The sequence below is a fragment of the Alteromonas sp. ABD4_190 genome, assembly GCF_056160105.1.
Genome location: NZ_JBSWWN010000001.1, coordinates 2,117,247 through 2,138,325, shown reverse-complemented (window position 1 = coordinate 2,138,325; position 21,079 = coordinate 2,117,247). Strand labels below are relative to the sequence as shown.

Annotated in this window: 22 protein-coding genes; 3 read left to right on the top strand and 19 right to left on the bottom strand. The window is 44.0% G+C overall.

The genetic code is table 11. The features are described 5' to 3' along the window. Nucleotides 1-49 precede the first annotated feature (49 nt). The 19 genes from atpA to rpmH form a co-directional block, all read right to left on the bottom strand. Nucleotides 50-1,591 carry a F0F1 ATP synthase subunit alpha gene (gene atpA, locus ACXAFM_RS09420; RefSeq protein WP_014951450.1) on the bottom strand — a complete coding sequence of 514 codons (1,542 nt, stop codon included), beginning with the start codon at nt 1,589-1,591 and terminating at the stop codon, nt 50-52. A 13-nt stretch (nt 1,592-1,604) separates the two neighbouring features. Next, a complete protein-coding gene (atpH, locus tag ACXAFM_RS09415; protein WP_014951451.1) occupies nt 1,605-2,138 on the bottom strand; it encodes a F0F1 ATP synthase subunit delta in 534 nt (177 codons plus the stop codon). Nucleotides 2,139-2,152: 14 nt separating this feature from the next. Continuing rightward, complete coding sequence (gene atpF / locus ACXAFM_RS09410) at nt 2,153-2,623, bottom strand: F0F1 ATP synthase subunit B (RefSeq protein WP_014951452.1); 471 nt, start codon at nt 2,621-2,623, stop codon at nt 2,153-2,155. Nucleotides 2,624-2,668: 45 nt separating this feature from the next. Next, nucleotides 2,669-2,890, bottom strand: coding sequence for a F0F1 ATP synthase subunit C (gene atpE, locus ACXAFM_RS09405; RefSeq protein ID WP_012520222.1), 222 nt, complete (start codon nt 2,888-2,890; stop codon nt 2,669-2,671). 99 nt (nt 2,891-2,989) lie between these two features. After that, nucleotides 2,990-3,823, bottom strand: a complete 834-nt coding sequence (gene atpB / locus ACXAFM_RS09400; protein ID WP_474834328.1) for a F0F1 ATP synthase subunit A — start codon at nt 3,821-3,823, stop codon at nt 2,990-2,992. 101 nt (nt 3,824-3,924) lie between these two features. Further along, on the bottom strand, nt 3,925-4,311 hold the full coding sequence (locus ACXAFM_RS09395; protein WP_474828916.1) for an ATP synthase subunit I: 387 nt from the start codon (nt 4,309-4,311) through the stop codon (nt 3,925-3,927). A gap of 206 nt (nt 4,312-4,517) precedes the next feature. Continuing rightward, nucleotides 4,518-5,396, bottom strand: coding sequence for a ParB/RepB/Spo0J family partition protein (locus ACXAFM_RS09390; RefSeq protein WP_474834326.1), 879 nt, complete (start codon nt 5,394-5,396; stop codon nt 4,518-4,520). Between the two features lie 45 nt (nt 5,397-5,441). Next, on the bottom strand, nt 5,442-6,236 hold the full coding sequence (locus ACXAFM_RS09385) for a ParA family protein (RefSeq protein WP_014951455.1): 795 nt from the start codon (nt 6,234-6,236) through the stop codon (nt 5,442-5,444). 35 nt (nt 6,237-6,271) lie between these two features. Next, complete coding sequence (rsmG, locus tag ACXAFM_RS09380; protein ID WP_334038552.1) at nt 6,272-6,907, bottom strand: 16S rRNA (guanine(527)-N(7))-methyltransferase RsmG; 636 nt, start codon at nt 6,905-6,907, stop codon at nt 6,272-6,274. A gap of 321 nt (nt 6,908-7,228) precedes the next feature. Then, entirely contained in the window at nt 7,229-9,130 is a 1,902-nt protein-coding gene (gene mnmG, locus ACXAFM_RS09375; protein WP_474834324.1) for a tRNA uridine-5-carboxymethylaminomethyl(34) synthesis enzyme MnmG, read from the bottom strand. An 896-nt stretch (nt 9,131-10,026) separates the two neighbouring features. After that, the gene (locus ACXAFM_RS09370; protein ID WP_071960318.1) at nt 10,027-10,854 is read right to left on the bottom strand and encodes an ATP-binding protein; all 828 of its coding nucleotides are present in this window, start codon (nt 10,852-10,854) and stop codon (nt 10,027-10,029) included. A gap of 6 nt (nt 10,855-10,860) precedes the next feature. Continuing rightward, a complete protein-coding gene (locus ACXAFM_RS09365) occupies nt 10,861-11,529 on the bottom strand; it encodes a DnaT-like ssDNA-binding domain-containing protein (protein ID WP_474828905.1) in 669 nt (222 codons plus the stop codon). 27 nt (nt 11,530-11,556) lie between these two features. Then, on the bottom strand, nt 11,557-11,994 hold the full coding sequence (gene mioC, locus ACXAFM_RS09360; RefSeq protein WP_474828903.1) for an FMN-binding protein MioC: 438 nt from the start codon (nt 11,992-11,994) through the stop codon (nt 11,557-11,559). Nucleotides 11,995-12,091: 97 nt separating this feature from the next. Further along, nucleotides 12,092-13,480, bottom strand: a complete 1,389-nt coding sequence (gene mnmE, locus ACXAFM_RS09355) for a tRNA uridine-5-carboxymethylaminomethyl(34) synthesis GTPase MnmE (protein ID WP_474828901.1) — start codon at nt 13,478-13,480, stop codon at nt 12,092-12,094. Nucleotides 13,481-13,482: 2 nt separating this feature from the next. Then, complete coding sequence (locus ACXAFM_RS09350; RefSeq protein WP_014977844.1) at nt 13,483-13,965, bottom strand: YajQ family cyclic di-GMP-binding protein; 483 nt, start codon at nt 13,963-13,965, stop codon at nt 13,483-13,485. A 70-nt stretch (nt 13,966-14,035) separates the two neighbouring features. After that, nucleotides 14,036-15,694, bottom strand: a complete 1,659-nt coding sequence (gene yidC / locus ACXAFM_RS09345; protein ID WP_474828900.1) for a membrane protein insertase YidC — start codon at nt 15,692-15,694, stop codon at nt 14,036-14,038. Between the two features lie 10 nt (nt 15,695-15,704). Further along, the gene (gene yidD, locus ACXAFM_RS09340; protein ID WP_205422076.1) at nt 15,705-15,953 is read right to left on the bottom strand and encodes a membrane protein insertion efficiency factor YidD; all 249 of its coding nucleotides are present in this window, start codon (nt 15,951-15,953) and stop codon (nt 15,705-15,707) included. Continuing rightward, on the bottom strand, nt 15,938-16,297 hold the full coding sequence (gene rnpA, locus ACXAFM_RS09335; RefSeq protein ID WP_334059820.1) for a ribonuclease P protein component: 360 nt from the start codon (nt 16,295-16,297) through the stop codon (nt 15,938-15,940). The genes yidD and rnpA overlap by 16 nt, the downstream gene beginning before the upstream one ends. 17 nt (nt 16,298-16,314) lie before the next feature. Beyond that, nucleotides 16,315-16,449 carry a 50S ribosomal protein L34 gene (gene rpmH, locus ACXAFM_RS09330; protein ID WP_014290886.1) on the bottom strand — a complete coding sequence of 45 codons (135 nt, stop codon included), beginning with the start codon at nt 16,447-16,449 and terminating at the stop codon, nt 16,315-16,317. Nucleotides 16,450-17,065: 616 nt separating this feature from the next. Between rpmH and dnaA the strand changes: the two genes are divergently transcribed. The 3 genes from dnaA to recF all read left to right on the top strand — a co-directional run bounded on the left by dnaA (nt 17,066) and on the right by recF (nt 21,079). Further along, entirely contained in the window at nt 17,066-18,733 is a 1,668-nt protein-coding gene (gene dnaA, locus ACXAFM_RS09325; RefSeq protein WP_474828898.1) for a chromosomal replication initiator protein DnaA, read from the top strand. Nucleotides 18,734-18,765: 32 nt separating this feature from the next. Continuing rightward, the gene (gene dnaN / locus ACXAFM_RS09320; protein ID WP_118491027.1) at nt 18,766-19,866 is read left to right on the top strand and encodes a DNA polymerase III subunit beta; all 1,101 of its coding nucleotides are present in this window, start codon (nt 18,766-18,768) and stop codon (nt 19,864-19,866) included. 124 nt (nt 19,867-19,990) lie between these two features. Further along, the gene (gene recF, locus ACXAFM_RS09315) at nt 19,991-21,079 is read left to right on the top strand and encodes a DNA replication/repair protein RecF (protein WP_474828895.1); all 1,089 of its coding nucleotides are present in this window, start codon (nt 19,991-19,993) and stop codon (nt 21,077-21,079) included.

Below are 21,079 nucleotides of genomic sequence, written 5' to 3'. Positions count from 1 at the left end.
TCCGATTACTCAACGAATTGCGCTGGTGGTTAAACACCAGCACCATTGATTACCAAGTTTGTGTCGCTTTAAAGTTTGTTAAAGCGTCGTTCAACTTAGAGGCAATCTCGTCGTTGTAGTTACCTGATTCGTTGATAGTCTTCATAAGGTCAGCGTGTTCGCTGTTCATGTAAGAGTGAAGAGCGGCTTCAAAATCTAGAATTTTGTTTAGCTCGATACCCTTAAGGAAACCTTTTTCTACCGCGAACAGAGATACACCCATATCAGCAATTGAAAGTGGTGCGTACTGCTTCTGCTTCATTAGCTCAGTTACGCGCTCACCGTGCTCAAGTTGCTCACGAGTTGCGTCATCAAGGTCAGAAGCAAACTGCGAGAACGCCGCAAGTTCACGATACTGAGCTAGGGCTAGACGGATACCGCCACCCAACTTCTTGATGATTTTAGTCTGTGCAGCACCACCAACACGAGATACCGAGATACCAGCGTTAACCGCTGGACGGATACCTGCGTTAAACAAGTCAGTTTCTAGGAAGATCTGACCGTCGGTAATTGAGATTACGTTAGTTGGTACGAATGCAGATACGTCACCAGCTTGCGTTTCGATAATTGGAAGCGCAGTCAATGAACCTGTCTTACCTTTCACTTCGCCGTTTGTGTAACGCTCAACGTATTGTTCGTTTACACGTGCAGCACGTTCTAGTAGACGTGAGTGAAGGTAGAATACGTCACCTGGGTAAGCTTCACGGCCTGGTGGACGCTTAAGTAGTAGTGAGATTTGACGGTAAGCAACAGCTTGCTTAGACAAATCATCATATACGATTAGCGCGTCTTCACCGCGGTCACGGAAGAATTCACCCATAGTACAACCAGAGTAAGGCGCTAGGTATTGAAGCGCAGCAGACTCAGATGCAGATGCTGCAACCACGATAGTGTGGTCAAGTGCACCGTGCTCTTCTAGTTTACGTACTACGTTAGCGATAGTAGATGCTTTCTGACCAACCGCTACGTACACACATTTAATGCCTGTACCTTTTTGGTTGATGATAGCGTCAACAGCCATTGCTGTTTTACCACACTGACGGTCACCGATGATAAGCTCACGCTGACCACGACCTACTGGGATCATGGCGTCAACTGACTTATAACCAGTTTGTACAGGCTGGTCTACCGATTGACGTTCAATTACGCCAGGTGCAATTTTTTCAACTGGTTCGAAACCAGCAGCGTCGATTGCGCCTTTACCATCGATAGGCTCACCTAGTGTGTTAACAACACGACCTAGTAGTGCGTTACCTACTGGTACTTCAAGAATACGGCCAGTAGATTGTACTTTATCGCCTTCTTTAAGGTCCGCATAAGGACCCATAACAACTGCACCTACAGAGTCTCGCTCAAGGTTTAGTGCAATTGCGTAACGGCTTCCAGGAAGCTCAATCATTTCACCCTGCATTACATCTGCAAGGCCATGAATGCGGATAATACCGTCAGTTACTGCGACGATAGTACCTTCATTACGTGCTTCACTGCTTACATTGAACTGTTCAATTCTTTTCTTGATCAGTTCAGCAATTTCAGTGGAATTAAGTTGCATGCTCTTATCCCCGTTATGCTTGCAACGCGTCTGCTAGACGGTTCAATTTCGACTTTACGGAACCATCAATTACTGTATCACCGGCATTTATTACCATTCCAGCGATCAGGGCAGGGTCCACGTTACAATTAAGCTTCACTTTACGTGCCAAACGTTTTTCCAAAGATGCAACCAACTCGTTTTGTTGTGCATCAGTCAGCGTAGATGCTGAGGTTACGTCCACTTCTATTTCTTTGTCGTAATCTGCTTTAAAGGCGTCAAACAAAGTAGAAATTTCAGGCAACGCGGCTAAACGTTTATTCTCAGCCAACACCTTAACTAGGTTTTGGCCGTGTTCGTCGAGTTGCTCACCACAAACATTGTTAAAAATGTCGGCTAGCGTGTCAGCGGCAACCGCACCAGACAAAAGCTGGTGCATGTCATCGTTCGCTGCTACAGCGCCTGCAAAGGCAAGCATTTCTTGCCATTTTGCAACGGCATCTTTCTCGACAGCAAAATCGAAAGCAGCTTTAGCATAAGGACGAGCAACGGTTGTCAATTCAGACATGGCTCATCTCCCTATTAAAGCTCAGCGACAAGTTTTTCAACAATGTCGTTTTGTGCGTTTGCATCGATTTCACGTTGTAAGATTTGCTGTGCGCCAGCTACTGCAAGTGCAGAAACCTGCTTGCGCAAATCTTCTTTGGCACGATTGCGTTCAGCTTCAATCTCGGCATAACCAGAAGCGATAATTTTTTCGCGTTCCGCATGGCCTTTTTGCGTTTCTTCGTCAACCAATTGGTTGGCACGCTTTTTAGCCTGCTCGATAATTTCAGCTGCTTGCGCTTTCGCATCTTTCAATTGCTCAGTAGCTTTCGCTTGAGCAAGCTCTAGGTCTTTCTCTGCACGCTCAGAAGCTTCAAGCCCATCGGCAATCTTCTTCTGACGTTCTTCAATCGCTGCCATTAGTGGAGGCCATACATATTTCATGCAGAACACCACGAACACAGCGAAGGCGATTAATTGACCAATAAAAGTGGCGTTAAAATTCACAATCGCCCCTCCTCTTAAAGTTCGCTAAAAAAGTGTTTAGTAGAATTAGGCACCAACAGCGAACAATAGGTATAGAGCGATACCAACACCGATCATCGCGATGGCGTCGATAAGACCCGCTACGATGAACATCTTAACTTGTAGTTGAGGTGCTAGTTCAGGTTGACGAGCAGCAGATTCAAGGAATTTACCACCTAGTAGACCGAAACCAATAGCGGTACCTAGGGCACCAAGACCAATCAGTAGTGCAACAGCGATGTATAACATTTACGTCTCCGATTTAAGTTAAATTTAAAGTTAATGTTTAAAAGTCAAACTCTGTAAAAACGGTGTCGGTTACAAATAAAAACCAACACCCGTTAATGCTTAGTGGTCTTCACACGCCAGGCTTAAGTACACGATGGTAAGCATCATGAAAATAAACGCTTGAAGCGGAAGTACCAGAATATGGAACACAGCCCACATGAAGTGCAGTGGAAGCTGGAAATAACCAATTGTAGCAATCAAAATGAAGATTAGCTCACTGGCATACAAGTTACCGAACAAACGCAGTGCTAGTGAAAGCGGACGCGCCAGCAAAGTAACGGTTTCAAGAATAAAGTTCACCGGAATAAAGATAGGGTGACCGAAAGGCTGCATAGTTAGCTCTTTCGCAAAACCACCAATGCCTTTCATCTTGACTGAATAGAAAAGAATAAGGATAAACACGCCTGAAGCCAGTGCGAACGTTAAGTTAAGGTCAGTGGTTGGAACTGCCTTGTTGTAAACGTCATGTGGATCCATGCCAAAAGCCGCCTGGCCAATAAGACCAGATACCCATGGAATAAGATCAACTGGCACCAAGTCCATAAGGTTCATTAGCAATACCCATACAAAGATAGTTAGCGCTAATGGCGCAATAAGTGCGCTCTTACCATGGAAAGTGCTTTTCACGTTGTCGTCAACAAACTCAACAACAAGCTCAACAAACGCCTGCATTTTGCCAGGTACGCCTGTTGTCGCTTTTGAAGCAACGCTTCTAAAGATAATTAGGAAAAGAAGACCAAGACCGATAGACCATGCCAGTGTATCAACATGCCATGCCCAAAAACCGGCGTCAGAACACGCTTTGTTAAAAGCAATTCCGTTGTCAGTTGAGCACATGGTGGCATTGGTCAAGTGGTGCTTGATGTATTCTGAGGTAGTGTATTCAGATGCCATTGTTTAACCCAAGTTGTAAAGTGTAAAAATTTGGTGACTGGTTCTATTGTCTCAATCGGTCGATTACGTTGTTTTCGTTATCGCAACGCCTTGCGTTGTCTTTATTGTTTCGTACCGTAATGAAACATGGCTAGCCCGTGGCTAGCGGTTGTAATCACAAATGCCATGAAAATCTCTAATGGCGCGGCGTTTAAACCTTTAAAAGCAATTACAAATAAAATGATTGTCAATGCCAGCTTCAATTTTGAGCCTTGGCTAAAACTACGTGCAACAAGGTCGTTTTTACTTGCACCTGCGTATCGAAACGCGAAAGCCATAAAAACACTATTGGGCAGGATACTGATTAGAGCGCCTGCTGCTGCCGACATGGCGGAATGACTTCCTCCCGCAGCACCTGCGATGACCGTAACGAATAGGGCCGTGACAGCCTGAAAAAGTAGCCCTTTTTTTGCGAGGTCTAGCCCGCGTTTTGCTAACTTGTTCGTCACTTTTACTCGCAGCTTGTTCACGTCTTACAAAAAGCGTCAGAAGTATACTGTTTTACCGACAATTTTCAACAGTACAACGCTTTTTGAAAGTTATTCTGAAAATTTTCTATTGCTATAACCGGAAAGGAGAGTGTCCGGTATTAGCTCCGAACAGCGTATCAATTGCGGGTAGGCAAAGGAACCATCTAAATTCTTATTATTATAAGCTATTGAATTTTAGAGATAATCCCATCTAGTTGTTCAAGATCGTTAAAGCTAATAGTCAGCTTACCTTTGCCTTTCGCATTGTGGTCAATACTCACAGGTGTGCCTAAATTTTCTGAAAGTCGTGTCATAAGGTTTTGCACGTCGGGATCAACTTTCTTCTCAGGCTTAGGTTTAGCTGGCTCTAAAAGCTTTTTAACAAGCTTTTCCGTATCGCGCACGGTAAGACCTTTGCCTGATACTACTTGCGCCGTTTCCGACTGGGTATCACCTTCTAGCGCTAACAGCGCTCTAGCATGACCCATTTCAATATCACCGTGCTCAACTAACAGTTTTACATCGTCGTTCAAATTATTCAGGCGAAGTAAATTTGTCACCGTGGTGCGTGACTTGCCCACCGCTTCGGCTACTTCCTGATGAGTAAGCGCGAATTCACTCATTAAACGGTCAAGGGCTTGCGCCTCTTCCATTGCATTTAAATCTTCACGCTGGATATTCTCGATAAGGGCAATGGCCACTGCCGCTTCATCAGGCACGTTCTTAACCAAACAAGGCACTTCGTCTAGTTGTGCTAGCTGCGAAGCGCGCCAACGACGTTCACCAGCAATGATTTCATAGCGGTGTTCGTCGACCTTTCTCACTACGATAGGCTGAATGATTCCTTGAGCGCGAATAGACGATGCCAATTCTTCTAATGCCTCAGGTGACATGTCTTTACGGGGTTGATACTTGCCCGGCACTAAGTATTCAATAGGGAGTTTACTCAACTCACCGTTGGTTGAATTTACCTCGGCGGCATCTTGTTCTTTTTGAGCAGATGATTGGCTGGTTGCGAGTAGCGCATCTAAACCGCGGCCAAGGCCTCTTTTACGTGCTGACATAGTGTCCTCTATGGCATGTGCTGATAGTATTCAGCTTATTGTCGTTTAACTTGCTTTTGCCTGTGCAGGCGTTGTTTTGTCCCTACGACGCAATATTTCACCCGCCAGTGCCAAGTAGGCTTTAGCGCCTGTCGATGACTTATCATAGTACATCGCTGGCGTACCGAAGCTCGGTGCTTCAGCTAGACGAACATTGCGCGGAATAACCGTGCGATAAACCTGTTCACCAAAATGACGCTTCAACTGTTCTGAAACGTCGTTAGCGAGGCGATTGCGCGGGTCGTACATAGTACGCAATACGCCTTCAATCTTCAATTCTGGATTCACTACAGATGCCAGTTTTTGAATGGTATCCATAAGGGCAGTGAGGCCTTCTAATGCGTAATATTCGCACTGCATAGGCACCATTACCGAATCGGCAGCCGCCAGGGCGTTCACAGTTAACTGGTTTAGCGAAGGCGGGCAGTCGATAAAGACAAAATCGTAGTAATCCATAACGGGCTTCAGCGCGTTGCGAAGCCTTACTTCACGGGCAAACATTTCCATCAGCTTAATTTCTGCCGCGGTTACGTCACCGTTCGCCGCGATGAGGTCATACTTGCCGCTTGTCGCTTTAACGATAACATCGTTAATTGGCTTTTCTTCAATCAACAATTCAAATGCCGTAGACTCGACGTCGTATTTATCAACGCCGCTTCCCATGGTTGCATTACCTTGTGGATCGAGATCAATCAGCAACACTTTGCGTTTAGTTGCTGCCATTGACGCTGCCACGTTAACTGCAGTGGTTGTCTTTCCAACACCACCTTTTTGATTCGCGATCGCGATTACCTTAGCCACGTTAGATCCTGTTCTCGTGTATTTCTATTTTTCGGCTATTTCTTTTTTAGCCAAACCAGATGTCGTTCGCCTACCAAATTTGGCACAGTGAGGTTTTCCGTTTTGCTCACATGGAAGTGATCACTCACTTCGTCTATCTCATCTTGTGGAAACTGACCTTTAAGCGCCAAAAATTGACCTTCTGAATCTACCAGATGCTGACACCAGTGCAACATATCTTTTAGCGAAGCGAAAGCTCGGCTTAGCACAATATCGTAAGGCGTATCGCCATTGTGCTCTTCAACGCGGCTTTGCACTGGAGTTACATTAGTTAATCCAAGCGTGTGCACACATTGGGTCATAAACCGTACACGCTTGCCTAATGAGTCAAGCAATGTGAATGATTTATCTGGAAACACGATTGCCAACGGCATACCTGGAAGGCCAGGGCCCGTTCCAACATCAATGATATTGTTACCATCAAGAAAGGGCACAATCGCCAGCGAATCTAGAATGTGTTTCACCATCATTTGCTTAGGATCGCGCACAGAAGTCAGGTTGTACGCCTTATTCCATTTGTCCATGAGCAGCACATAGTCAACTAACTGCTGCTGTTGCTTATCACTTAAATCTAGTGAAAGGGCATCGAGTCCAGACACCAAAATGGTGTGCAATTCTTGCTGTATCGTCATCGAAAAATCTGTCTGTTCGCGTTAAATATTTTTTTTGCTCTACACAGTCCCTACTATAAACACGCGTGGCGAATCGTTATTTGCCGCTCATTTACAGCTGTTTCTTAATGCAGCTATTCATGCTCGATACAAGTGCGCTTGAAAAAGGCACATGGATTAATCAAAGCCGCACAACGAATGTAAATTGGTGCAATGGGACAGTGTGAAAAGCGCCGAGTTTTTCTAGTTTTCGTATAGTTTAGGCAATTATGATTATCATAATACGCGAATAAATAGGAAAAACTAAGCGCTGCGAGTAATGTGTTGAGTTAAGCGCGTGTTTTACGCACTGATTTTCTCATGCTTACGCAACATGCCGTGTTTTTTAAGGTAAACCAGCAGTAAAGAAATGGCCGCCGGGGTAATGCCCGAAATGCGCGACGCTTTACCAATAGTTTCCGGTCTGGCTTCGGTTAATTTGGCTACAACCTCGTTCGACAAGCCGGAAATCTTGCTGAAGTCCATATCAACCGGCAACAAGGTATTTTCGTGTCGCTGCGTTTTCGCGATTTCATCCATTTGACGGGCAATGTAGCCGGCGTACTTAATTTGAATTTCCACTTGCTCTGCAGCAATCGGATCTTCAAGACCTGGGCCAACACTTTCAATTTCCATTAACTGACCGTAAGTCATTTCAGGTCGACGGATCAGCTCTTCAAGAGAATGTTCACGACTCACCGGATTTTTCAGCATGGTATTAAGTTCAGGCGTTGCCGCATGATCAGGGTGAATCCACTGACCGCGTAGACGCTGCAGTTCACTTTCTACCGCTTCCATCTTGTCGTTAAATTTCGCCCAGCGTGCATCATCAACAAGACCAATCTCTCGGCCCATTGCGGTTAGACGGCTATCGGCATTATCTTCACGAAGCAGTAGTCTGTATTCCGCACGGCTAGTGAACATGCGGTACGGCTCTTTCGTACCCATGGTGGCTAAGTCGTCGATAAGTACACCCATGTATGCTTGGTCGCGGCGTAAAATCATCGGGTCTTTTTCTTGAACTTGTAGCGCTGCGTTTGCGCCTGCTACTAACCCTTGCGCACCCGCTTCTTCATAACCAGTGGTACCGTTAATTTGGCCAGCAAAGAACAAACCTCGAATAAACTTCGTTTCCAGTGTTTGTTTCAGATCGCGTGGATCAAAGAAATCATATTCAATCGCATAACCCGGGCGAACAATGTGGGCATTTTCAAAACCTTTAATCGAGCGGACAAGGTTCATCTGTACGTCAAATGGCAAACTGGTTGAAATACCATTTGGATAAACTTCAATGCTGTTTAAACCTTCTGGCTCAACAAAAATTTGATGCGATGTCTTGTCTGCAAAACGGGTGATCTTATCTTCGATACTTGGGCAATAGCGCGGTCCGATACCTTCGATAACCCCAGTAAACATGGGTGAGCGATCTAATCCCCCGCGAATGATATCGTGGGTTTTTTCGTTAGTGTGGGTGATATAGCACGGGATCTGTGTAGGGTGCATGCTTCTATCACCCATGAACGAAAATACCGGCGTAGGATTGTCACCAGGTTGAGGCTGCATTACAGAAAAATCTAACGAGCGAGCATCAAGTCTTGCTGGTGTCCCAGTTTTTAAACGGTCAACACGAAACGGAAGGGCACGTAGTCTATCTGCAAGTGCGATAGACGGTGGATCGCCGGCACGACCGCCGCGATAGTTTTCCAAGCCAATGTGTATGGTTCCGCCAAGGAAAGTACCCACTGTCAGTACCACTGACTTAGCTTTAAACTTCAAGCCCATTTGCGTAACAACACCGCATACCTGATCGTTTTCAACAATCAGATCGTCAACGCTCTGTTGGAACAAGGTTAGGTTTTCTTGATTTTCAACAATGTCGCGAATAGCGTTTTTGTAAAGCGTACGGTCAGCTTGCGCACGCGTTGCACGAACAGCTGGGCCTTTAGAAGAATTCAATGTTCTAAACTGAATACCACCTTTGTCGATAGCCAGTGCCATTGCACCACCTAACGCATCGATCTCTTTTACAAGATGGCCTTTACCGATCCCACCAATTGCAGGGTTACACGACATCTGGCCTATCGTTTCAATATTGTGAGTGAGCAAAAGCGTATTTGCACCCATGCGAGCAGCTGCAAGTGCCGCTTCTGTACCTGCATGTCCACCACCTACAACGATGACATCAAATGCTTCAGCATAAAACATGGTTAAACCTCACTATTAACTTACGATAAGCCGATTAAAAACTAATTTTTCTCACGCAGAGACTGCTGAAAAAAGGGCGCGTATTTTATCTGACTTATTGGATAAAGAAAATGATTAAATTTTCCTCAAAACCTGTTTTTGAAAAGGTGTGATCGAATTATAAGATCTTAAGATCTCTTTTAGATCTGTTTATTTTTACTTTTATTAGGATCATCAAGAGCTGTGGGTAACCGATCAAAGCACATAAAGATCATCAAGTTACGCGATCAATAACATTGGGAAACCCCGATCCATAACCCTACCTCAAACTTGTGTATAAATGGCCTTTTTATCCACACCCCGAATCGTTTGAAAAGTTATTCTTTTTTCGATCAAAGCTTATGCACAGTGGTTTGTAGGATCCTATCCACAGGGGTGATCAAGATGTGATCCAACTGGGGATAAAATGTTTGCTATTTATGTATCGCGATCAAAAGATCGTGTAGATACGTGCGTTATAGCGTGATCATATTGTGGAGGAGATCTTTTCCAAAAGCTGTGATTAGATCGCCCGATCGCATTTATCAACACCTTCAAAAAAAGTGCACGTTTTTATGAACGACAAGATTATTTTTTCAAAACAGCCCATTTTTCAGGAGAAAAACATAGGAAATGACCAAAATACAGTCACTTTTACAAGGAAGAAGTCGGTCTGTAAGAATGGTTACTTGTTTAACTGCAGGAGATCGTTGAGTGTATCTATGAATTGAAACCGTATTGTTTTGGTAAAAAGCGTGATCAATAGGCTAAGTTATTCGCTATTACCTGGCACAACAGGAACATGCAATAAGGTTTAATGAAGGAAAAGACCTAGCAGAGTAAGGGCAAGGTTTTGAGAGAGAGGAAACCAGGTGCTGTTAGCGCACCTGGTTAGGTTGATAGCGTGGCTGTGCAACAGAGCCTTGCATATCCTCTTGTTCGATAGTTAAGCCTTCACGGCGGCTTGGGCCTTGGAATCGAACTTTGTAAGTATCGTACTCTTTAATCGATTCGAAACAATAACGACCAAGGGCATTTTCAAGTTCTGCTAAGTTGTGATTAGTGATTAAGATACAGTTTTTCTTATTCACTAAGCGCTGTCTGAGTAAGTTCCCAAACCAGCTCTGTGCGTTTTTCTTAAGTGCAGACTCGTTGACACAGACCTCATCTAAAATAAGTAAATCTACGTCTAAAAGCTCTTGGTTAATTTCTCTGAAACGCTGACTAGCATTATCGGTAGCAGAGAAATCAAAAGAAAAGTTGCGCATTTCGAGCAGAGTCGAAAGCTGACGGTATAGCACAGAGATCTCATATTGCTCGATAAGTTGATGAGCAATAGCACCCGCAATATGAGATTTACCACGACCATAATCGCCATAGAAAATCATCATATGAGAGCCACTTTGGCGCCACGCTGGATCATCATGAGCAGCAATAAACGACTGTGCGATAGAAACAGCTTCTATGACATCGTCACTGTCTTCCACTAAGTTAGCAAACGTCCACTTTGGATTTAGGTCAGAACGGCCATGGATAGCTTCTACACGCGCTTTCTTACTGCGCTGCTGTAGTTGTGATACTTCCTCGTTAGCTTTCGCTTCATACTGCTTGCGCAGCGTTTTGTAGTCGATGTACTCACCATTGGGATCGACATCTTTTTTAAGCGCTTTGGCAAGATTAGCAATTTTGTCAGTTATACGATCCATAATGAATTAACTCTTCTTTGTTGCGGCATACTTTTCCACCAGCTTTCTAGCATTATCATCTGCTTCTATGCCGGCTGCAACTTTCACTTGTTGCGTTCCCACCACCTTTGTTGGTGCGTAGCCTGAAGCGAGACGCTTGCGCTTGATATTGTTGGCAAACTTTTGTGTCCATTGGAATTCGCTAAACACTGAACTTGGTCTTCCTAACCAATAGGCAATGAATTCACCCACCTCATTGTCATCAAATGTTTTGTCGATAATACCAAGTAGCGAGGCCATTTCTTCAAACAACGCCTTATTGGGCGTCCAATTAGCGGTCATGGCGCTATGACGGGCATGTAGTTGGTCGAAGTCCGATTGTGGCTCGCTTAGAAGCGGAAGAAGTAGGGTTTTCCCGTTGATTGTGTGCTCAAGATCAAGTTCAAGGGGCAGGGCAACCAACCCCACTTGTTCAAGCTGCTTCACCAAGCTATTGATTTGACGACCGCGTTGGTAAGGTTCGTCTTTGCTGTCGCCGTTTAGCAAGTTCAATAATTGCTTATAATCAATAGGTGCTGACGATGTCGTTGCCGCATTTGCACCTGTTCGAAGCCCAAGTAAATAAAGTACCCGGCAATCGTTAGAAAGGGGAGATTGCAACGCCGCTAGTTCAGCTTGGGTAAGATTGCTGTTCATAGTGCAATGTCCACATTGATGGTGTTGTTAAGCATTGGCCAGCTTTTCTTCAAACCATTCTACTGCAGCTTCTTCAGGAATAGGATGTTCAAGCACATCGATGTAAAGGGCATCAGTGATTAATGTACCACCAGCGTTTTTTATGTGCTTCTCCATTTCTTTCGCGCCGAAACAAAAGGTGTCGTAACTGGTGTCACCTAGACCAATAACATAAGCGTTTACTGCGCTTAAATCCGCGCCTTCTAGTTGTTTGGCAAATGGTTGTATATTATCAGGAAGTTCGCCTGCTCCATGGGTAGACGTGCACACGATCCACGTTGACTCTGTTTTTATTTCGTCCAGATTAGGTTCAGCGTGAATAGTGTGGGTGTGCCCGCTCGCATCAAGCTTTTCCGCAATGGCATCTGCCACGTATTCTGCGGCGCCTAACATGGTGCCAACGATGATTTCAAAATGCTTGCTCATTATTGGGTTGCTTCTCTATTTTCGATTATCGTCTTAACGTAAGTAAGTTTTATCCGTTAGGTTATTCACCTTCTTACTTATCACTTTGTTTATTACGCTACTTGCCGATACAGAACGATGAAAAAATCTTGCCAAGGAGATCGTCGGATGTGAACTCACCCGTTATCTCACATAGTGCCTGGTGAGCCAAGCGCAATTCTTCAGCGAGTAATTCACCGGCCATGGCGTCATGTAGCTGCTGTTCACCAGTGCTTACATAGCTGTAGGCTTGATCGAGTGCATCTATGTGTCGTCTTCGCGCAATAAACTGACCTTCGGTGGTCGTATCAAAGCCCATTGTTTTTGCCAGATGTGCTTTTAGCGTATCGACACCGCTACCTTCTTTGGCAGATAAGTTGATAACCGAGATATCGCCTTGTTCGGTAGCAACCGTGCTTTGTCCGATATCTAAGGTACTCAAGTCCGCTTTATTGCGAACTACGGTAACGGGAATGCCTTGTGGCAAGCGCGCCATAAATTCTGGCCAAATTTCATAAGGGTTGATAACTGATGTTGCGGTAGAGTCTACAACGAATAATACGTGGTCAGCTTCATTGATAGCTTGCCACGCACGTTCAATGCCTATTTGCTCTACTTTATCTGGGCTTTCACGAAGACCTGCAGTATCGATAATATGCACCGGCATACCATCAATGTGAATGTGCTCTTTTAGTACATCGCGGGTAGTACCGGCGATATCAGTAACAATAGCGCTATCCCGTCCTGCTAGGGCGTTTAATAAGCTCGATTTACCGGCGTTAGGGCGCCCCGCTATAACCACCTGCATACCTTCGCGCAACAAGGTTCCTTGTTTAGCCTGCTCGCGCACTTTGGTTAAGCTTTGCATGATTGCGCTTAAGTCACCCGATACTTTACCGTCAGATAAAAAATCAATTTCTTCTTCAGGGAAATCAATAGCCGCCTCTACGTACATACGAAGGTGTACGATTTGGTCAGACAACGTTTGAATTTGTGTGGAAAACTCACCCTGTAGCGAGCGCAGTGCACTTTTGGCTGCCTGTTTAGAGCTTGCATCAATTAAGTCGGCAATCGCCTCTGCCTGCGCAAGGTCTAATTTATCATTCAAAAAGGCCTGTTCACTGAATTCACCGGGGTTGGCAAGCCGGGCATGGCCCGTCGCAAGCACGGCATCAATCAGCATGTCCATCACTACTTGGCCTCCATGGCCCTGTAACTCAAGCACATCCTCTCCGGTAAAAGAGTTTGGCCCTTTAAAAAACAGTGCTATGCCCTGGTCTATTACGCTGTTGTTAGCATCAACAAACGGCGTGTAGGTCGCAAGACGTGGTGTTAGTGCGCTTGGTACTAACGCCTCTGCGATGGCTTTAGCCTTAGGACCTGAAACACGCACAATACCTACGCCGCCACGGCCGGGCGCTGTCGCTTGTGCAGTAATAGTGTCGGTAGAAAGGGTGAGTGATTCCATAATTAGTCGCGGAAGTTCTTAAATTGGAAAGGTTGGCCTAAGTTCGACTCTTTAACCAGCGAAATCACTTGCTGCAAATCATCACGCTTTTTACCTGTTACGCGAAGTTCTTCGCCTTGAATAGCCGTTTGCACTTTGATTTTGGCGTCTTTCACCAGCTTCACAATCTTCTTCGCCATCGGCTGCTCAATACCTTCTTTAAAGGTAATGGTCTGACGGTAAGTTCTACCGTGTGCATCGTAGGGTTTAACATCCATAGATGAAGTGTCTACGTTACGTTTAGACATCGCCGTTCTAAACATGCTTTCCATTTGCTGAAGTTGGAATTCAGCTTCAGCTTTCATGACCACGGTTTTATCTTTGTACTCAAAGCTCGCGTCAATGCCGCGAAAATCGAAACGCGTAGATAGCTCACGGCTTGCGTTCTCGGTGGCGTTACGAACTTCTTCCATGTTGATTTCTGAAACAATATCAAATGATGGCACAGGTTAATCCTCTATCTTTTAAGACAAAACAGCCCGCATAGGCGGGCTGTATAATTAATTGATCAGCGTGTTATTTACTGCTGATGCCCCGCTTCTCCATGGAAGCATAAATCATTTTGGCTTGAACCAAGGTAATCACGTTACTGACTAGCCAGTATAGTACCAGACCTGCAGGGAACCACAGGAAGAACACACTCATTGCTACCGGCATCCACTGCATGATTTTTTGCTGCATTGGATCAGTAATGGTGGTTGGCTGAAGTTTTTGCAATAGATACATACTCGCGCCTGTTAGAATAGGCAGTACAAAGTATGGGTCTTTTGTAGAAAGATCTGTGATCCAGAGCACAAAGTCTGCATGGCGTAGTTCAACACTTTCCATCAGTACCCAATAAAGGGCTAGGAAGATAGGCATTTGCAGAAGAAGGGGTAAACAGCCGCCCATCGGGTTTACTTTTTCTTTGCGGTATAGCTCCATCATGGCTTGCGACATTTTCTGTCTGTCATCGCCAAAGCGGTCTTTAAGCTGCTGCATTTTAGGCGCTAAGTTACGCATACGCGCCATTGACTCATATTGCTTCTTGGTTAACCAGTACATTGCGCCTTTCACTACAATAGTGATAAGGATAATTGCCACACCCCAGTTATTAACTAGGCTATGAAGGAATGTAAGAAGGGCGAATAGCGGCTGTGAAATCCAGAAAAGAATACCGTAATCCACTGTTAGGTCTAGGCCGCGCGCAATCTTCGCTAGGCTTTCTTGATCTTTAGGACCCATATAAAGGGTAGACGCAAGGGTTTTGGTTTCACCAGGCGCTACGCTTTCAGACGGTTGCAACACACCAATTACCGCATACTGATTTTTTAAGTTACGCGAGTAAAGGGTATTGGTTTGCTCCTGTGAAGGTACCCATGCAGATACAAAATAGTGCTCTAGCATGCCTACCCAACCCGCTTTTGTGGTCTCACGCAGGTTGTCATCTTCAATCTCGTCAAACGAATATTTCTGATAGCGGTCGTCTTCGGTAGAAAAAGCGGCACCGCGATAGGTTGGCATAAACATGTTGCCGTCGTCTTCAAATTCCATTACTTGCTTAAGCTGTGCATACGGTTGAACCGTTGCTGCGCTACCGGTACCATTTTCAACGCTATAGCTTACGTTTACGTCATAGTGACCTTTTGTGAAAGTGAAGGTTTTGGTAACTGACAAGCCTTGGTTGTTTTTCCATGTAAGAGGAATAACAAGGGTGTCGCCCGTCATTTCATAATAGTCACTTTGCGCATTATACACCGGGCGGCCACTGCTGCTTGCATCAGGCCCTTGAGCACCGATTAGGCCACTTTGCGCTACATAAAGACCGTTGCCAGAGCGAAGTAGGCTGTAAGGAATATCCGAACCTTGCTCTACCGGAAACTTAAGTAAGTCTGCTGATACTACATCGCCGCCTAGCAAATCGATGCGTAAATCAAGCGTATCGGTTTTTACTTCAATAATGCGGTTTGAACTTTGCGCCGCTGCGATAGGTTGTGCAGCAGGAACGCTATCACTACTAGGTACATCTTCGCTGCCATTTTCATCAAATGACGGTACGCCTTGTGATGTCTCTTGCGTTTGTTGTTGCTCAACAGGCACAACTGGCTGCGGCCCATAATCTTTTTGCCATGATTGCCAAAGCAAAAAGCTAACTAGCGCAAGGCCAATTATCAGAAAACTACGTTGCGATTCCATAGAGGTCTCTTTATTTTGAGTGTTTATCTTGTTGTTTTTCCGGCACTGGATCATATCCGCCGGCATGCAAAGGGTGGCATTTTAATATGCGTTTAATAGATAACCAACCGCCTTTTACTAATCCGTGTGTTTTTAATGCATCTATAGCATACCAAGAACAAGAAGGATGAAAACGACATCGTTGCCCTAATATAGGAGAAATGAACCATTGATAAAATTTTATCAAGGCCAAAGGCACAGCAATTAAGAGTTGCCGCAACGCTTGTTTAATTTTTTCCATAGCTTGTCCAATGTAGCGAAAACTTCTTGGTTGCTAAGGTTGTCAGCGCCTGACTTGCCAATAACGATAATATCAACATTGGGTAAGTTGTGCTGCTTATGCCGAAAACTTTCTCTGACTAATCGTTTTAATCGATTTCTATCGTGCGCTTTACGAATACGTTTTTTAGCGAGCGTAATACCCAAACGAGGATTAGAAAGTGTATTTTTTCTAGCTAGAACAGTAAAAGAGGGGGATACAGCAGGGGTTGCGTCATCAAACACATAGGTAAAGTGGGTGGGAGTTAACAGACGTAACTCCCTTGAAAAATTATTCTCACCCACTTTTGGCGTCTTTCTAATTAAGCAGAAAGACGAGCGCGGCCTTTTGCACGGCGAGCTGCTAGTACTTTACGACCATTTTTAGTCGCCATACGAGCACGAAAACCGTGAGAACGCTTGCGCTTTAGATTGCTCGGTTGAAATGTTCTTTTCATGACCAAAGTCTCACTTATATTTAGTTAAACATAGGCGTTTTTGGTAACACATTATACTGTTGCCAGAACAATGTGGTGTTTTCACCAGAAAAGCCCATCGAAAAAGGACGCTGAATTCTAGAGATCTCGGGGCCTGCTGTCAATGGATATTCTTGCTTTTCGGACGAATAAGTGAACAATTTATGCTGTTTTTTGAACGATAACATTGTTTTTTACACAATTTAGTTGTGAATAACGCATAAATTTGACTCAGGTTATCCACAGCGGATTGTGAAAAACATGATGTTAGATATAAATTGCAAGGTGATCTAGCGGTTTTCTTAGTGAAATTTAGAATGATTTTTTCTTCTTATAGTTATATTTGATCTAAAGGTTAATGTCTTTAAATTCAATAGTTTAATATTTTGATCAGAAAGATCGATCGGGATCACCATTTACATTGTGTTGATAACGTAAGATAATCCACAGCGATTAAAACGAAAACTTAAATTTCTCGCTGCTACTCTACACCTCCAACGCTATTTTCTTCTAATGGCGCGCTTCAGTGCCTGCTATTCTATGCTTGGCTTTCAAAAGAGGGTGGTTTTTAGCGAGTTACGGGAGCTAACAACGTACCATGTCCTTGTGGAACCAATGTCTTGAAAGACTGCGTCAAGAACTACCTACGCAGCAATTTAGTATGTGGATACGACCGCTTGTTTGTGAAGAGCAGGACGGTGTTGTAGAGCTATACGCTCCTAATCGTTTTGTGCTTGATTGGGTAAGAGACAAGTACCTGAATAATATTACTGCTCTGCTAAGGGAATTTGCTGGAGCCGATGCACCTCAGTTGCGTTTAGAGGTAATGAGTCGCAATAGCGTAAACCGTTCTCAGCCGGCTACGGGTAATGCTGCTGGTTCAGTACATAGTTCAAACGGTGATAGCTACACCAATAGTTCTACTACTGTAAATTCTCCGAATCACGGACATAATTCAAATTATAGCGCGCCACAATTTACTAACCGCAACGACGAGAGCCAGGTTCAGCATTCATCGTATCAGCGTCAGCCCACCATACCTCAAAATAGTAATGTGGCTAGCGGTAGCGATCACTTTAATTATAAAGATCAAAATAAAGATCTTGGTGCTTATTCACAGCAAGCCGATCAGAATAATACTGCTGCAAGAAATGTAGATCCTAATGGTCAGAATCGTTACGGAAATCATGCGCCACGATCGTCAACGCCGCCAAAGGTGATCCCGATCCCTGAAGCGATGAAACATAAGAGCAATATTAATCCGACGTATCAGTTCGATAATTTCGTCGAAGGTAAATCTAACCAACTAGCACGCGCGGCGGCGACTCAAGTTGCGAATAATCCTGGCGGTTCTTATAACCCGTTGTTTATCTATGGTGGAACAGGTTTAGGTAAAACTCACTTATTGCATGCGGTAGGCAATGGTATTGTGGCAAACAATGGCGATGCCAAAATTGTTTATATGCATTCCGAGCGCTTTGTGCAAGATATGGTTAAGGCGCTTCAAAATAATGCGATAGAAGATTTTAAACGTTTCTATCGAAGCGTCGATGCGCTACTTATCGATGATATCCAATTTTTTGCAAACAAAGAGCGTTCGCAGGAAGAGTTTTTCCATACGTTCAACGCGCTTTTAGAAGGTAACCAGCAAATTATCTTAACCTCTGATAGATACCCCAAAGAGATTGACGGGGTAGAGGATAGATTGAAGTCGCGTTTTGGCTGGGGCTTAACAATTGCTATTGAGCCACCTGAGCTTGAAACCCGAGTTGCAATCTTGATGCGTAAAGCAGCTGAAAACCGCATACATTTACCGAATGAGGTAGCGTTCTTTATCGCTAAGCGTTTACGCTCGAATGTACGTGAACTAGAGGGCGCTTTGAATCGAGTTATAGCAAATGCTAACTTTACTGGCCGTCCTATCACCATTGATTTTGTGCGCGAGGCGCTGCGCGATTTATTGGCACTTCAAGAAAAGTTGGTTACTGTTGATAATATTCAGAAAACTGTCGCCGATTATTATAAAATAAAAGTAGCTGATATTTTGTCTAAACGCCGTAGTCGTAGCGTAGCACGTCCTCGCCAAGTAGCGATGGCGCTGGCTAAAGAGCTAACTAATCACAGTTTGCCTGAACTAGGTAATGCGTTTGGTGGCCGAGACCATACTACCGTTTTGCATGCGTGTAGAAAAATAGAGCAGCTAAGAGAAGAAAGTCATGATATAAAAGAGGACTATAAGAACCTCATTAGGACTTTGTCTTCCTAACAACACGACTTTAGAGGCGAGATAGCACTGCGATGAAATTTTCTATAAGCCGCGAACAATTTTTACAACCCCTACAATTAGTGTCAGGTGCTGTTGAGCGTCGACACACATTGCCAATTCTTTCAAATGTTCTCATTAAAGTTAGTGAGGACGCACTTTGGCTTACTGGTACAGATTTAGAGGTCGAGCTAATATCTAGTGTAAAACTAGAGGGCGAGTTTACCGAAGGTGAAATTACTGTTCCCGCTAAAAAACTCTTCGATATTATTCGCGGCATTTCTGAAGGAACAGATATTCATTTTTCGTTAGACGGAAGTAAAGCGCTCATTCGCGCTGGTAGAGGTCGTTATACACTTTCAACGTTATCTGCTAACGATTATCCTAATCTTGAGGATTGGGAAGGTGAGGTTGAGTTTGAATTATCTTGCAGTGACTTAAAACGCCTTATCGACGCAACTAGTTTCTCTATGGCGCAACAAGATGTGCGCTACTATCTAAACGGTATGTCGCTAGAAACGGAAGAGAATATCATTCGTACCGTTGCCACTGACGGTCACCGTTTAGCACTTTGCCGTTTGAACTATGAAACTGCGTTACCGTCTCGCCAAGTGATTATTCCTCGAAAAGGGGTATTAGAAATTTCTCGTCTTATTAGCGAAGATGACAAATCGCTAAAAGTGCAAATTGGCGCCAATCATTTACGTATATTTTCAAACGATTTTATTTTTACTTCAAAACTAGTGGATGGTAGGTTCCCAGACTATCGCCGTGTTTTACCCCAAAATGGCGACAAAGAAATTATTGCGAGTAAAGCTGTATTAAAAGAAGCATTTTCACGTGCGGCCATTCTATCTAACGAAAAGTTTAGAGGTGTACGATTAAACTTGTCTTCTGGTGAGCTTAAGATAACGGCTAACAATCCAGAGCAGGAAGAAGCAGAAGAAATTGTTGATGTTCAATATCAAGGTGACGATTTAGAAATTGGCTTTAACGTTGCCTATCTTATAGATGTATTGAATGCCTTAGGCTCCGATGGCGTAAAAGTAAGTCTGTCTGATTCAAATGCGAGTGCACTCATCGAGGATGATGCAGATGATGCCGCTTTGTACGTAATCATGCCAATGCGACTATAGCTTCCTCTATAAAAGCATTTGTACCCTTTTCTTATAACGACTTTATTTTGTTATCTACATATACAATTCAAGAAGCGATAAGTTTAGTTATTTATCGCTTCTTTTTTATCTTTAGTGTGGCCTCATGAAACTGGACCGCGTCCAGATTACTCAGTTTCGTAATCTTACCTCCGTAACGTTTTCTCCTTCACCATCCTTAACGATAATAAAAGGTGCGAATGGCAGTGGGAAATCATCACTAATTGAAGCGCTTTACTATCTAGGTTTTGGTCGTTCTTTTAGAACGAATAAACACGGCTCAGTAATTCAGAGTGGGAAAGACAGCTTTAGCGTTTTTGCTTCCTGTAAATCTGAGGCAGGTGAAATGCTGAAGCTAGGCTTTCAAAGAAGTAGAAACGAAACATTTACCTGTAGTATTGACGGCGAACACTCAAATAAATTGTCTGATTTAGTTAGTTTAGTTCCCATTCAACTTTTCACACCTCAAAGTACAGACCTCATCATAGGCTCGCCATCTGAACGTCGGCGTTTTTGTGATTGGGGGTTGTTTCACGTGGAACATCAATTTCAGTCTATTGCTAATCAGTATGGTAAGTTTCTTAAACACAGAAATGCACTACTTAAACAGCAAGCAAACTTGTCCGCACCACAAAACCAGTACTGGGAAACACAGTTCGCTGAGCTTGGCGAGACTTTAACTCTAACGCGCCAAGAATATGTCGATAGACTTACACCAATTTTTAAACAGTATGCAGAGGAATTTCTTCCAAACTTTGACGTTGAATTAAGTTACTATAAAGGGTGGGAAAAAGATGTCGCTTTATCAGAAAGCTTAGTTAAAAAACGCGAGTATGATGGTAAAATAGGATATACCTCTTCTGGGCCTCACAAAGCTGATTTAAGGCTTAAAGTGAATGGTGTTAACGCCCAGGAGCTTTTATCGAGAGGACAGCTTAGAATGGCTGTGGCTGCACTACAAATGTCACAGACAAAGCTATTCAATTCGGCAACGCAGCGGAAAAGTATATTTCTACTTGACGATGTAGGTGCTGAGTTAGACGCAGATAAAAGAGAACAATTTATTGATGGGTTGCTCGAAATGGACACGCAGGTTTTCGTTACTGCAATAGAGTCCACGCAACTCGCATTTATACAAAAATACAACGAAAAGAAAATGTTTCACGTGGAACATGGAAACGTGAAAGAGGAGTAA